Raw genomic sequence first — 13,482 nt, 5'->3', positions numbered from 1 at the left:
GTGGTGTGAGTGGACCGCTACATGGAGTTACCGATCATATGTGACGCAGATCACACGAACTTGATGGCACCGTTTCGGCGGACGCCACGTCTAAAGACCCGGCAAGTCGGAGTTCGAGGCGCGTGAGGGCGTCGGAGCCGTGCGATGCGGCTGCCGGAGATCGCCCCGAGCCTCTCTCGCGGGCTTGATCCTTTCGCTGTGGCGCCGTGGCGCCCCAGGCGGTGTGTCTTGGCCGGAGGGCTCCGTTTCACCCGACAGAGCGATGTGGCGCGCCGGGGCGGAGAGCGATCAGCTCCTGGCGCGTGAGCCGGCCGGACGGAACGGGTGGCGCGGCACAGGAACGCGGAAGGGCCCGGCTGTTGCCGGGCCCTTCCGCGTTCCTGTGGCCGATCGTCTTCCGCGCGATGTGCGGTCACCGTGACAGATGAGGAAAACGGCCGAAGGGGCCCGGCGTGTGCCGGGCCCCTTCGGGTGGAGCTGGTGATGCTGTACATCTGGGTGAGTCCGAGGTTTGGACGCTCAGACTCGGGTGATCGTCAGGGAGCTACTACTACTTGACGATCGAGCCCGACCACACGTTCGCAGCCTTGGTGTAGATGGCCGCGGTCTCGCCGTCGAAGTACGGCGTGGTGATGAGGTCGTAGCGGCCGTTGCTGTCCTGGTCACCGAAGAGGCTGGTGACACCGTTGACGTAGCCCAGACGCTTGGCGTTGCTGTACTTGGCGAGCCAGGGGCCACCGTCGGCGCCGGGGGTGAAGGAGCTCTTCAGGCCGATGTGCTCCTCGACCTTGGTCGCCGCCTGCACGAAGGACTTGCCGGTGGTCTTGCCGTAGGTCCACTTCGGCGTGACGCCGGTGTAGGCCTTGTTGCCGTCGGGGTGCGCGTCGGCCGGGTAGCCGAACACGAACACCGTCTGCTGCGGCTTCTGGTTCCAGGTGAAGCCCTGGCCACCGACGTTGTCACCGAGCTTGCCGGTGTCCTTGATGAAGCCCTCGACGATGACGAAGGTGTCCTTGAGGTACTTCGTCGTCTTGGACTCCTTCACCCACTTCTCGAGGTAGTAGTGGGTGATGGTGTAGTTGCCGTGCTCGTCGATCTTGCGGTAGCCCGCACCGGTGTAGGCGTCGTACTGGGCCTTGGTGACGTGCTCAGTGACGGTGTAGTCCTTGTAGCCCTGGCCGACACCGCTGGGGGCGGCCTCGTACTGAGCCTTGGTGACCTCGTCCTGAACCTTGACGGCCTTGTACTCCTTGCCGTCAATGGTCTCCTTCCAGTCCGGGCCGACCAGGACCTGGGAGGACTCCTCCTTGGCGTAGCAGTCGGAGGTCTCCTTCCCGTTGAAGTCCTTGCACTCCTCGTACTGGGCCTTCGTGATCTCGCTGGTCTTGACGAACTTGGGACCAACGAACTTGTCGTAGTCGACCTTGGACACGGCCTTGCCGGTGCCGCCACCGATCTGGACACCGTTGTAAACGGTCACGAACGCGTAGTCGCGGTCGTAGTCCTCGTAGTTGGCGAAGTCGTAGTGGGTGTAGGCGGTCTTGCCGACGTAGATGCCCCACGGGGTCTTGCCCTGGTAGTAGCCGGGGACGAAGACCCAGTTGTCCATGACGCTGGCGTCAGCCTTGTCGTCGTAGACGCAGTGACCGGCCGTGGCGACCAGGTTGCGGTACTTGGACTGGATCGAGGTGGCGGAGCACCACTTCAGCTGGCTCTTCTCGTCGACGAAGAACACCTTGCCGATGGTCTTCGGCAGGTTGATGTTCTTGACCTTCGCCGCGGTCTTCTTCTCTTCGCCGATGGGGGCGACGATGCCGGGCTTGCCGTCGGGGGTGTAGCCACCGCCCGCGTTCAGCTTCGGCGTGGCCTTGGTCTCCCAGGTGTAGGGAGTGGCCTTGGCCAGGTTGTTCGTGGCGCCGTTGGCCGCGAGCCAGAACTCGGCGACGTCGACCGCGGCCGGGGCGTCCTTGGCCATGGTGTCGTAGGCCCAGTCCGGAACGGCGTTGGCGGTACCGGCCAGGCCGGCGGCGAGCAGACCGGTGGCCAGAACGGCGCCACCGGCGGGGAGGAGGATGCGCTTCAAGGGGAACTCCTTGGTCTGATGTGGAACGCTTCTTGCGTCCCATGCGTCAGTAAAGGGAATGCCAGAAACATACAGCGTGGATCTTGAACACCGGAAGCCGCTTTGAGGGCGAATGAACGGCCTCGCGGGGCTGAGACCGTTTCGTGATGTTTAGACACTCCTGGTGCCGGTGTGGTCTATGAGGGAAGAGTGGATCATTTCCCCAGATGGGCGTGATCCAGGGATGAGACCGACGATTCTCCGGTAACCGGACGGTAACGATGGGTTGCGGCGTCCATGTGACGCAGATCACATCGAATCGATGGCACCGATTCCGGTGCGGCCACGTCTAACGCGACAATTCGCGGCGAAAGTCGCCCCCGTGCCAGGTCTCCCCGCCTCCGGAAACGGGTGCGGGACCCGGCGCTACGCGCCGGGTCCCGCTGTGATCCGAAGGTGGAAGGCCCCCCGGGGGCCCGCGAACTACTTGTAGAGCTCGCCGTTCGGGCCGACGATCCTGCCGGACCACACGCCGGCGGCCTTGCGGTAGATCTCGGCGGTCTCGCCGTCGAAGTACGGCGAGGTGATCAGGTCGTAGCGGTCGTTCTGGTCCTGGTCACCGAAGAGGCTGGTGACGCCGTTGACGTAGCCGAGCCGCCTGGAGCTGCTGTACTGCGAGATCCACGGGCCGCCGTCGGCGCCCGGGGTGAAGGCGCCCTTGAGGCCGACGTGCTCCTCGACCTTCTCGGCCGCCGAGACGTACTCCTTGCCCGACGTCTTGCCGTACACGTACTTGGGCGTCACGCCGCTGTAGGGCCTGTCGCCGTCGGGGTGCGGGGCCGCGGGGTAACCGAAGACGTAGACGGTCTTGCCGGTCTTCTGGTTCCAGGTGAAGCCCTGGCCGCCGACGTTGTCGCCCAGACGGCCGACGTCCTTGGAGAGCAGGATGTAGTAGTGCGAGCCACGCGACCACTTGGGCCCGCTGAACCCGTTGTACTCGCTCTTGGTGACCTGCTTGACCCCGTTGAAGGCGACGCCGTTGTAGACCGTGACGAAGGCGTAGTCCTTGTCGTAGTCCTCGTAGTTGGCGAAGTCGTAGTGCGTCCACGCCGACTTGCCGACGTAGATGCCCCACGGGGTCTTGCCCTGGTAGTAGCCGGGGACGAAGACCCACTTGTCGAGGGTGTCGCTGTTGCTGCCCGGGTCGTAGACGCAGTGCCCGGCCGTGGCGACCAGGTTGCGGTACTTGCCCTGGATCGAGGTGGCCGAGCACCAGCGGTACTGGCCGTTCACGACGAAGAACACCTTGCCGATGGTCTTGGGCAGGTTGACGTTCTTGGCGAGTGAGGGGGTGGGCTTCTCCGAGCCGGTCGGGCCGACGGTGCCGGGCCTGCCGTCGGGGGAGAAACCGCCGCCGACCTTCATCTTCGGGCCGCCGGGGTCGGGGTTGTAGACCGTCGCCCTCTTGAGGGCGGCGAAGTTCGACGCCGCCCAGAAGTCGATGACCGAGACCGCGGAGGAGTTGTTCCTGGCCATCGGGTCGGTCGCCCAGTCCGGGGCGGCCTGCGCCGTTCCGGTCAGGGTGGTGGCGAGCAGAGCGGTGGCTGCTGCGGCGCCACCGAGGGGGAGAAGAGAGTGCTTCACAACAAAAGCTCCTTGCTTGCGCTGCAACGTTCCCGGATGTCCGGGAACTGCGGGACGACAAGCTACGAACCTACGCAGGGAGCGAGGGAGCAAACCTCATCTAAGGGTCTCTTAAGGATCTCTTAAGGTGGCGTTATGATCGGGGCGCCTGCTGGGTCGCGGCCCAGTGATAGACGGCGTAGGTCGACGCGATGAAGTACGGGGAGGAGATCCTGTCGTACTTGCGGTCGGTGTTGACGTCCCAGGCGAAGCTGTTGACGCCGTTGAGATAGCCGACGGCGTGTTTGTTGTCGTAGAAGATCAGCCAGGGGCCGCCACTCGCGCCGTTGGTGAACGTGCAGGCCAGGGCGACGCCCTGCTCGACCAGACGGGTGGGGGCCTTCACCCTGATGGTGAGCCCGCGGCACGACTTCAGCTGCTGGCCGTCGTAGGGCCTGCTGCCGTCGGGGTGCGGGCCCGCGGGGTAGCCGAAGGCGAGGGAGGCCAGGCCGGCGCCGCGGTTGGTCGCCAGGCCCTGCCCGCCGACGTTGTCCTCCAGGCTTCCGACGCTCTCCATCTCGTAGCTGCCGGACGTCTTGCCGGCCTTCCACCTGAAGCCGTCGTGCACGGTGACGAACGCGTAGTCGTAGTCGTAGTCACCCCTGCCGACGAAGTCCTCGTGCAGGTTGAGCGAGTGGCCGATGTAGATGCCGTACGGGGTGTTGCCCTTGTCGTAGCCGGGGATGAAGATCCAGTATTCGGCCTGGCTGCCCGTCTTGGCGTCGTAGGCGCAGTGCCCGGCCGTGGCGACCAGGTTGCGGTTGGTCGCGGCCACGGAGGAGGCGGAGCACCAGTAGTCCTTGGCGCCGATCCGGAAGAACACCTTGCCCACGGTCACCGGCGAACTGCCGGAGGACGGGGCCCGCTTCTTCGGCAGGGTCGGCCTGACGACCGGCGCGGTGGAAGCCTTCCCGCCGGTGGTCGTGCCGGTCTCCGCGGTCACGGCCGTCGCGGTGGACTCCCCGGTGGCGGACGCCGCCGTGGCCGTCGCGCCTCCCGGGGTGGTCGTCGAGGTGGGTGACGCCGAGGCGGGAGGGCCGTCGTTCTTCATCCCGGGCGAGGCGGGCACGTTGTCCATCGCCTGCTTGAGCCTCGCCGGGCTCCAGTACTCCGCGATCCGCCGCATGTCGGCGCTGCTCTTGGTCAGGGTGATCGAGGTGATCCCGTTGGGCACCCCGCCCAGCGGCGTGGCCGCGGCACTCCCGGCGAACACGGAGGTCATGGTCACACAGGCGGCGACCAGCCCGCCGAGTGCGGCCGTGATCCGCCGAGCGCGGGAGGACATGGGGGTTCCTTTCGGGGAATCGTGGCGTTCGGGGAGCTACCAGAGGCGCAAGGGATGATTTTTCCAGATCAACTTACTTTTGGGCAGTTCGTTGGACCGATCCGCTCATACTCTGTTATCTGATCAGTGTGGCTGAGGGTGTATAAGCACCCCGTGAAGGACGGAAAGGGCCCGGTGCGCGCCGGGCCCTTCCGCGTTCACGAAGCCCGTGTCTAGGCGGGGAGCTTCCCGGTCCAGAGGTTGGCGGCGTGCTTGTAGATGCCGTACGTGTCACCGTTGAAGTACGGGGTGGTGACGCGGTCGTAGCGCTTGTTGCCGTCGCTGTCGATCGTCAGGCTCACGACACCGTTGAGGTAGCCGGTCCGCTTGCTGTTCTTGTACTGCAGCAGGAAGGGACCGCCACTGGCGCCCGGGGTGAAGGCGCACTTGATCGCCTGGTGCTCCTCGGCCTTGTAGGCCGACACGACGGGCGCGGCGCCGGTCGTGCCGTAGCACCACTTCTGCGTGTGACCGGAGTACGGCTTGTCGCCGTCGAGGTGGGCCGAGGTCGGGTAGCCGAAGGTGAAGACCTTCTTGCCCAGCTTCTGGTTCCAGCTGAAGCCCTGGCCGCCGACGTTGTCGCCGAGGCGGCCGGCGTCGGCCACCGTCGAGATGTAGTGGCGGAAGATCACGTACTTCACGGACGCGGTCTTCTTGATGTACTTCACCACGAAGTAGTACGTGATGGTGTAGTTGCCCTGAGCGTCGATCTTCCGGTAGCCGAGACCCTTGTAGGCGTCGTACTCGGTCTTGGTGACGTTCTCGACACGGGTCTCGACCTTGGAACCGGCCTTGGGCCAGTCGGCCTGCGGCAGGGTCTGGCCCTTGAGCGTGACCTTGTCGTCCTTCAGGCCGTAGACCTCGCCGGTGACCTTCTCCCAGGTCCACTTGTCGGTCTCGGCCGCGACGGCGAGGGCGCCCTTGTACTGGGGGCCGACCTCGTCCGCGGAGGAGACGTTCTCGACCTTGCCCAGGCCGCCCTTCTGGGTCCACTTGTCGTAGGTCTCGAAGTCGACCGTGGTGGCGGACTCGCGGCCGACCCCGCCCTTGTCCATGTGCGCCTTGAAGGTCTTGTAGTCGACCTCCTTCTCGGGCTGCTGCTTGATGCCGTTGTAGACGTTGACGAAGGCGTAGTCGTAGTCGTAGTCCTCGTAGACCGTGAAGTCGTCGTGGGTGTTGACCTTGGCGCCGACGTAGATGCCCCAGGGAGCCTTGCCCTGGTAGTAGCCGGGGATGAACACGAAGTTGCCGAACGGCTTGTTCGTGTCGGTGTCGTAGACACAGTGGCCGGCGGTGGCGACCAGGTTGTGGTACTTCGACTGCACGGAGGTGCCGGAGCACCAACGCTCCTGGCCCTTGTCGTCGACGAAGAAGACCTTGCCGACGGTGATCGGGAGGTTCACGTTCCGCGACTTGCCGGCGGTCTTGCCCTCCTCGCCGGTCGGGGCGACGACGCCGGGCTTGCCGTCGGCGGCGGCCTTGGCGGCGCCGGTCTTGTTCAGCTTGGCGGAAACGGTGGAGTCGGCGAGGTAGGTCGTCGCCGACTTCAGCTTCGAGGAGGTCCAGTAGCCCGCGATGGCCTTCGCGTTACCGGAGGGGGTGAGCGCCGACGACTTGATGTCGGGATCGGCCGTGCTCGCCTGGGCGGTGGTGGGGAGGGAGGCGCCGATCATCGTGGCGGCGGCGAGAGCGCCACCGAGAGGGAGGACGAGGCGCTTGGCTCGGGAGTTCAATGGAGCTCCTTCTTTGTCATGGGTCACTCGGGACGCAACCCACGCATGCGTAAAGAGACAAGAGGTGACCGTACTCGGCAAAGATGGGTTAAAAAGCTATAAATCGGGCAAGCCATCGGACCGTTATATTTTTGTTATCAAATCAGGGGAACCGGGAACCTCCAGGCACCGTCTGATCTGCCTGAACTTGATCGGGAAGTCCCGCACGGGTCATGTGACCGTATGAACTGCGGAAACACCAAGACTTCTCGGTGTCCCGCGAGAGCGGCCGAGGGCAGGCTGAGCCGGCATCCGTGTCACACCTCATCGGGGGATCTCATGCGGCGCCTTCTCTGTCTGGCCGTTGTCGGCCTCTTCCAGCTCTCAGGTCTTTCAGGTACGGCCGTGGCGTCCGCGACGCCGCCTCGCGATCCCGGCCCGGGGTGGCAGGAGGCGAGGCCGCACCCCCGCTCCGGTGACGCGGGACCGCAGGTGACGAGGCCGCTCCCGCTCCATCCGGGCGAGCCCGCCCACGTCATGCCCCGGCCGGTCGAGCCGGTTCCCCGCGCCAGGCCCCCGCGCAACGCCAAAGCGCTCGTGCTGAGCCTCGCGCGTGGGGAGAAGCCCCTGCCCGTGGCGGGTCACGCCCTGCTGCTGTGCGACCGGCCCGGCGGCACCCACCCCGACGCGGTCCGTGCCTGCGAGGCGCTGGCCGAGGTGCGGGGCGATCCCGCCAGGCTCAGGCCGAGGACGGGCGTGGCGTGCACACTGCAGTACGACCCGGTCACGGTGACCGCCAGCGGGATCTGGAACAGCCGTTTCATCCGGTTCGAACGCACCTATGGCAGTCCCTGCGCGCTGCGGGCCGCCACCGGCGGGGTCTTCGCCCTGGGGGGCGACTCCCGGAGGCCGGGAGCCGAGTGGAACGCTCCTGACAGGGTGGAGACCCCTCCCGGACCGTCGCTCGGAACGTTTCCCGGAACGATTCGGCGGCCGGGTTCGTAGAGCCACGGCTTTCCGGGAGCGGCCGGGTTCGTGGCCGTCGTGCCTTCCGGGAGCGGCCGGGTTCGTGGCCGTCGTGCCTTCCGGGAGCGGTCGGGTTCGTGGCCGTCGTGCCTTCCGGGAGCGGTCGGTTCGCGGCTGTCGCGCTTTCCGGGAGCGGTCGTCGTGTCTTCCGGGAGCGGTCAGGTTCGTGGCCGCGCCCCTCTTCCGAGGAAGGGCCCGGTCCTGGGACCGGGCCCTGCTCGTTCACTCCGGCCGGCCGAATGGCCTTACGGTCAGCCGGTCGTACTGGTCAGCTGGTCCAGCGGTTGGCCGCGGCCTTGTAGACCTTGTAGGTGTCGCTGTTGAAGTACGGCGAGGAGATCTTGTCGTACCGGTCGTTCTTGTCGGTGTCCCAGGCGATGCTGTTGACGCCGACCAGGTAGCCGGTCCGGCTGGAGCTCTTGTACTTGTAGATCCAGGGGCCGCCGCTCGCGCCCGCGGTGAAGGCGCACTTGAAGCCGATGTGCTCCTGGACGTTGTACTTCGGCGCGGCCGGCATGGCGCCGGTCTTGCCGTAGCACCACTTCATCGTGCGGCCGGAGTAGGGCTTGTCGCCGTCGGGGTGCAGGCCGGCCGGGTAGCCGAAGGAGAAGACCGCGTTCTTGACCTTCTGGTTCCAGGCGAAGCCCTGGCCGCCGACGTTGTCGCCGAGACGGCCGACGGTCTTGATGACCGGATTCCACTTGTTGTCCTTGTCCTTCTCCCAGTTCACCTTGAACCCGGAGTGGACGTTGACGAAGGCGTAGTCGTAGTCGTAGTCCTCCTTCACGACGAAGTCGTCGTGCGCGTTGAACCACTTGGCCGCGTAGATGCCGTAGGGGTTCTTGCCGTCCCACGCCTGGTCGCCGTCCCAGTAGGACGGGATGAAGATCCAGTTGTCGTAGAACTGGTTGGTCTTCACGTCGTAGACGCAGTGCGCGGAGGTGGCGACCACGTTGCGGTACTTGCCCTGGACCGAACTGCCGGAGCAGTACTTCCAGCTCTTCGGGTCCGCCGGGTTGGCGCCGGGCAGGGTGAAGAAGACGCGCCCGACGGTGTTGGGCAGGTTCACCTGCTTGCTCTTGGAGGACTTGGCGCCTTCCGCGCCGATCGGCGGGACCGACCCGCCGGGGCCGTCGGGGCCCGCCGCGCCGGAGGCCTTGCCGCCCTTGACGCTCAGGTCGAGGTCGCCGGTGGCGTCCGTGGCCTTGCGCATCCGCTCGGGCGACCAGAAGGAGGTGGCCTGGGTGGCCGTCTCCGAGGCCTGGGAACTGACCACGTCCTTGGGGGCCGTACCGGCGTCGGCGCCGGTGGTGGTGGCGCCGATCACTCCGGCGATCATGAGAACGCCGGTGAGGGGGATCGTGAGGCGCCGTGCTCGGGAATTCATGAAGCTCCTTTCGTTCTCAGCGCGGAGACGGGACTTCTCCTCGCCGGGAAAACGATCGGAACGTTACTGACTGGATCGAGCGGCGGGCAGGAATTGACGGGAAAAAGTCTGGGACGGTTCCATCCGATGCTGTCCTGTTATTTAAATAGCTATTTGTTATAGCTTAACGAATAAGTATTTCCGCAGCTCATCGTAGTTGTGGGGCGATCGCATGTGCATCGCCGTCATCACTGGTAACAGCGATTGCCGAGGGTTTCTCGAGTAACTCCGCCATCTTTGGACCGCTGGGTGAGATGACGTTCTCAATGCTGTACCGCGGTGTCCCATGGTCATTTCCGGCGGGGTCGTCATGGGTTATCGGAGAGGTGAGGTGAATATTGGAACAACGGCCCCGGGAAACGGGTGTCGCACCACGGCTCCCGCGACGCGACCCGCGGAACACGGACACCGGAGCGCCACAGGGCACCGGGGTGCGGACCTCACGCCCCGGCTGTCGAAGCCGGGACCTCACGCCCCGGCACCGGGCCCGGGACCTTGCGACCCGGGCACCGGAGCGCGGACCTCGGGACATGGGCCTCGGGACATGGGCACCGGGCCTTGGAACACGGGTACCGGGCCGCGGGACACGGACGCCGCGGTGTGGCGGTGCCCTCTCCCCGGGGCGGGGCATCGATTCTGATTCGTGACGGTACTGACGCGGGCACCGAGACCACCGGACCCCGAAGATGGGCCGGGAACCGTACCTTCTGCAGGAGGCGGCCGAAGACGTGGCCGGTGGTCAGCACGACATCATCGAGGCGAGGTCCCGGAACGGGCCGTGGCTCTGGATCGGCGTCGCCGCGCTGGTCGCGCTCGTGGCCTGGAACCTGACGGGCCGGGAGCGGCCGGACGCGGTCGCGCCGTCGTTCCCGCCGCCGGTGCCCACGCGGGCGGGAACCGTCGCGCAGGACGCCCCGAACGTGCTCCACCCGAGGTTCCGACAGAAGGGCGGCAGGGAGATCCTCGACGTGGTCTTCCCCGACGGCTCGGCGGCGGAGGTGAGCTACCCGGCGGAGCTGGGCCTGGCCAAGCTGGGGGTCCGGCCCGCGATGTCGGGCCGGCTCGACGGCGACACCGGCCCGTACCGTCAGCTGACCGTGCCGTCGGGCGGCCCGGCTGGGGTCTCCCGGGGACAGCCGATGATCAGGCGGCTGACCAAGCGGGTCACCCTCTGGCATCCGATGAGCCCGGCCGAGGGTGAGGTGCTGCTGTTCGCGTTCGACCCGTGGTTCGTGGCGCTGCGCGATCTCAAGGACGGCATGCCCTTCGAGCAGCGCATGCTCTGGGCTCGTAACCTGCGGGGCAAGGTGACCAAGGGCGGCTACCTCGTGCTCGACGCCACGTCGCCGGTGCGGCTGGCCACGCGGGGGGAGATCCTCGACGGTGAGCCGCTGGGGCCGCAGCTGTGGTTCGGCGGGGCCAGGGAGACGCTGCTGGTGCTGGCCCCGGTGCCGGGCTGCGACGTCGCGTCGATCGAGCTCTCCGTCATCGAGCAGCGGCGCCGCTTCTCCGCGGAGACCTGCCAGGACGGCGTGTACGTCGCGGCGTCGGGGGAGCGAGGACACGTCGAGCGGACCATGGCGGGCATAACCGTCAGGCGGACGACGGCGTAACGGCTGCTCGTGCGTCGTGGTCGCCGCGCGGAGGAGGTGAGGGACGGCCCCGTACGCGGTGGCCGCCGCGCGGACGGCGTAGGGTGCGGCCATGTTCGCTGTAACCGCCACGCGGATCGATCCCGACAATCCCCTCGCCGGTCTCACACTCGGTGAGCGCCCGGAACCCGAGGTTCCCGACGGGTGGACCACCGTCACGGTGAGAGCCGCCTCGCTCAACCACCACGACCTGTTCAGCCTGCGGGGGATAGGCCTCCGCCAGGAACAGCTCCCGATGGTGCTCGGCACCGACGCCGCCGGGCTCGACGAGGACGGCAACGAGGTCATCGTGCACTCGGTGATCGGCAGCGGTGCCGACGAGACGCTCGACCCGAAGCGCTCGCTGCTCTCGGAGAAATACGACGGCACCCTCGCCGAGCGGGTCACCGTGCCCCGGCGCAACCTCGTGCCCAAGCCCGCCGCGCTCAGCTTCGAGGAGGCCGCCTGCCTGCCGACGGCGTGGCTGACCGCCTACCGGATGCTGTTCGACAAGGCCGGGCTCGAACCGGGCTCGACCGTGCTGGTCCAGGGGGCGGGCGGCGGCGTGGCCACCGCGCTGATCCTGCTGGGCAGGGCGGGGGGATACCGGGTCTGGGCGACCAGCCGTTCGGAGGAGAAGCGGGCGCGGGCCCTGGAACTCGGCGCCGACCAGGTCTTCGAGAGCGGCGCCCGGCTGCCCGAGCGGGTCGACGCGGTGATGGAGACCGTCGGCCAGGCCACCTGGGGGCACTCGCTGAAGGCGCTGCGCCCCGGCGGCCGGGTCGTGATCTCCGGTGCGACCAGCGGCGCCGTCCCGCCGGCCGATCTGAACCGCGTCTTCTTCCTGCAGCTGTCGGTGGTCGGCTCCACCATGGGCACCCGCGACCAGCTGGGCAGGCTGGCCCGCTTCCTTGAGCAGACCGGCACTCGCCCGCTGATCGACCGCTCCCTCCCGCTGACCGAGGCCCGCGAGGGCTTCGCGGCGATGCACGAGGGCGAGCTCTTCGGAAAGGTCGTCTTCACCCTGCCGGGATGAGCCCGGCGGGCGTCGTACGGAGGATCACCGGGCTCATCGGAGCGCGTCGCGGATGCGGCGGGCCGCGTCGTACAGGGCGTCCTGGGCGGTCGCCAGGGTCTCCTCGCTGACCTGCGCGGCCGCCGCGTCCCTGCGGACCTCCTCGACGAACTCGGCCAGCATCTGCCCGAGCCGGGCGTCTCCGTCGCGCGAGCCCTCGCCGGTGAAGCCGTCGGCCCAGATGCGCTTCCACTCGTCCTTCCACTCGCCGGTCTGGCGCTGCCACTCGCCGGCTTGGCGCTGCCAGTCGCGCTTCTGGCGCTGCCACTCCGTCTTCTGCCCGCGCCAGGCCTTGCGCGGGTCCTGCTCGGAACTCTGGCGCACGTCCCGCGCCATCTGGGTGAGCTCCTCGCGCAGCGACTTGACCGTGTCGCGGACGTCCTCCTTGACCTCGCGGGCGATGTCGCGGACGGAGTCGGAGATCTCCTGCTCCAGGTCGGCGAGTTCGTCGAGCCGCTCGTTGAGCTCGTCGCGGCCCCGGTCGCTGATGGTGAAGACCTTCTTGCCGTCCACGACCTCGTGGGTGACCAGGCCCTCCTCCTCCAGGCGGGCCAGGCGCGGGTAGATCGTGCCGGGGGACGGGGAGTAGACGCCGAGGAAGCGATCCTGGAGCAGCCGGATCACCTCGTAGCCGTGGCGCGGGCTCTCCTCCAGCAGCTTCAGGAGATAGAGCCGGAGCCTTCCGTGGCCGAAGACCGGGCTCATGCCTGGGCTCCCTTCAGAAGAGTGACGTCGGCGGAGACGGTGTTGGCCGTCAGCGACGCCATGCCGCCACCGATCCGGCCGCCCAGGGTCTTCGCGCCGGGCTGTACGGAGTAGTCGAGTTCGGGGAAGGCCGCGTCGAGCCTGCCCGAGGTGGAGCGGAACTTGACGTCGGTCTCGACCGCGTGCGGGAGCCGGAGCACGATGTCGCCAGAGACGCTGTTCATCGTGACGTGGCCGGTCGGCGGGAGTTCCAGATCGGCGGTGATCCGGCCGGAGATGGTGGTGACGCTCAGCCGCCGGGGCGTGCCCTGGGCGACGGTGAGATCGCCGGAGACGCTCTTGAACGACAGGTCGCCGACCAGGCCGCGGCTCTCGACGTCGCCGGAGACGGTGTCGGCGTTGATCTCGCCGCTCACCCCGTCGAGCACGATCTCGCCCGAGACGCTCCTGACCGAGGTGCGGTCCTCGAACCCGGCGACGACCGCGGACGCGGAGACGACCCCCACGTTGACCGGGCAGTTCTTCGGCACGGTCAGCGCGAGTGTGGCCCGGCGCTGGCCGGGGCGCAGCCAGCCCAGCAGGCCGTCCCAGGTGAGGTCCTTGTAGGTGACGGTGAGTGTGCCGTCGTCGTCGTGGGTGACGAGCAGCGGGGGGCTGTCGATCTCGGTGACCTCAAGCGTGGGGGGGCCGTCGCTGGCGAGCACCGCCAGCTTTCCCGCCACGATCCGCACGTTGAGTTTCCTGACGGAGTCAAAGGTGAGCTGCTCTGGCTTCTCGATCGTCCATTGCGGCATTGGTATGACCTCCTTATGCTGAACACGATATGTCGCGTCAGTCG

At 67.3% G+C, this 13,482-nt stretch carries 10 protein-coding genes; 3 read left to right on the top strand and 7 right to left on the bottom strand.

Annotation, left to right across the window (positions count from 1 at the left end; translation table 11 throughout):
* Nucleotides 1-550: 550 nt before the first annotated feature.
* From ACFFRH_RS39605 to ACFFRH_RS39590, 4 genes are all read right to left on the bottom strand, one after another.
* The gene (locus ACFFRH_RS39605) at nt 551-2,083 is read right to left on the bottom strand and encodes a trypsin-like serine peptidase (RefSeq protein WP_386162737.1); all 1,533 of its coding nucleotides are present in this window, start codon (nt 2,081-2,083) and stop codon (nt 551-553) included.
* A 462-nt stretch (nt 2,084-2,545) separates the two neighbouring features.
* Nucleotides 2,546-3,706 (bottom strand): trypsin-like serine peptidase, encoded by a 1,161-nt coding sequence (locus ACFFRH_RS39600; protein WP_386162735.1) that lies wholly within the window; start codon nt 3,704-3,706, stop codon nt 2,546-2,548.
* 133 nt (nt 3,707-3,839) lie between these two features.
* A complete protein-coding gene (locus tag ACFFRH_RS39595; RefSeq protein WP_344743757.1) occupies nt 3,840-5,030 on the bottom strand; it encodes a trypsin-like serine peptidase in 1,191 nt (396 codons plus the stop codon).
* A gap of 212 nt (nt 5,031-5,242) precedes the next feature.
* A complete protein-coding gene (locus tag ACFFRH_RS39590) occupies nt 5,243-6,802 on the bottom strand; it encodes a trypsin-like serine peptidase (protein ID WP_344743756.1) in 1,560 nt (519 codons plus the stop codon).
* 471 nt (nt 6,803-7,273) lie between these two features.
* Here ACFFRH_RS39590 and ACFFRH_RS39585 point away from each other — a divergent pair, with 471 nt between their 5' ends.
* Complete coding sequence (locus ACFFRH_RS39585) at nt 7,274-7,786, top strand: SSI family serine proteinase inhibitor (RefSeq protein WP_344743755.1); 513 nt, start codon at nt 7,274-7,276, stop codon at nt 7,784-7,786.
* A gap of 289 nt (nt 7,787-8,075) precedes the next feature.
* On the opposite strand, the gene ACFFRH_RS39580 is transcribed toward ACFFRH_RS39585, so the two are convergent.
* Nucleotides 8,076-9,194, bottom strand: a complete 1,119-nt coding sequence (locus ACFFRH_RS39580) for a trypsin-like serine peptidase (protein ID WP_386162732.1) — start codon at nt 9,192-9,194, stop codon at nt 8,076-8,078.
* Between the two features lie 725 nt (nt 9,195-9,919).
* Between ACFFRH_RS39580 and ACFFRH_RS39575 the strand changes: the two genes are divergently transcribed.
* Together ACFFRH_RS39575 and ACFFRH_RS39570 are read left to right on the top strand one after the other, a co-directional pair.
* Nucleotides 9,920-10,846 carry a hypothetical protein gene (locus ACFFRH_RS39575; protein ID WP_344743753.1) on the top strand — a complete coding sequence of 309 codons (927 nt, stop codon included), beginning with the start codon at nt 9,920-9,922 and terminating at the stop codon, nt 10,844-10,846.
* 91 nt (nt 10,847-10,937) lie between these two features.
* On the top strand, nt 10,938-11,900 hold the full coding sequence (locus tag ACFFRH_RS39570; protein ID WP_344743752.1) for a zinc-binding dehydrogenase: 963 nt from the start codon (nt 10,938-10,940) through the stop codon (nt 11,898-11,900).
* Nucleotides 11,901-11,933: 33 nt separating this feature from the next.
* Here the strand turns inward: ACFFRH_RS39570 and ACFFRH_RS39565 are convergent, their stop codons facing one another.
* Nucleotides 11,934-12,644, bottom strand: a complete 711-nt coding sequence (locus tag ACFFRH_RS39565) for a PadR family transcriptional regulator (protein ID WP_344743751.1) — start codon at nt 12,642-12,644, stop codon at nt 11,934-11,936.
* Nucleotides 12,641-13,438 (bottom strand): DUF4097 family beta strand repeat-containing protein, encoded by a 798-nt coding sequence (locus ACFFRH_RS39560; protein WP_344743749.1) that lies wholly within the window; start codon nt 13,436-13,438, stop codon nt 12,641-12,643. Before ACFFRH_RS39560 ends, ACFFRH_RS39565 begins: the two co-directional genes overlap by 4 nt.
* Nucleotides 13,439-13,482 lie beyond the last annotated feature (44 nt).

Origin of the sequence: Streptosporangium vulgare (genome assembly GCF_042428775.1) — a bacterium.
In the GTDB taxonomy this organism is placed as follows: Bacteria; Actinomycetota; Actinomycetes; order Streptosporangiales; family Streptosporangiaceae; genus Streptosporangium; species Streptosporangium vulgare.
Note: the sequence above shows the minus strand (reverse complement) of the source record. Positions and strands in the feature narration are given on the sequence as shown.

Excerpts from the sequence above, each read along its gene's own strand:
- ACFFRH_RS39580 (WP_386162732.1), bottom strand. The coding sequence starts at position 9,194 with ATGAATTCCCGAGCACGGCGCCTCACGATCCCCCTCACCGGCGTTCTC.
- ACFFRH_RS39595 (WP_344743757.1), bottom strand. The coding sequence starts at position 5,030 with ATGTCCTCCCGCGCTCGGCGGATCACGGCCGCACTCGGCGGGCTGGTC.
- ACFFRH_RS39560 (WP_344743749.1), bottom strand. The coding sequence starts at position 13,438 with ATGCCGCAATGGACGATCGAGAAGCCAGAGCAGCTCACCTTTGACTCC.
- ACFFRH_RS39565 (WP_344743751.1), bottom strand. The coding sequence starts at position 12,644 with ATGAGCCCGGTCTTCGGCCACGGAAGGCTCCGGCTCTATCTCCTGAAG.
- ACFFRH_RS39575 (WP_344743753.1), top strand. The coding sequence starts at position 9,920 with ATGGGCCGGGAACCGTACCTTCTGCAGGAGGCGGCCGAAGACGTGGCC.
- ACFFRH_RS39570 (WP_344743752.1), top strand. The coding sequence starts at position 10,938 with ATGTTCGCTGTAACCGCCACGCGGATCGATCCCGACAATCCCCTCGCC.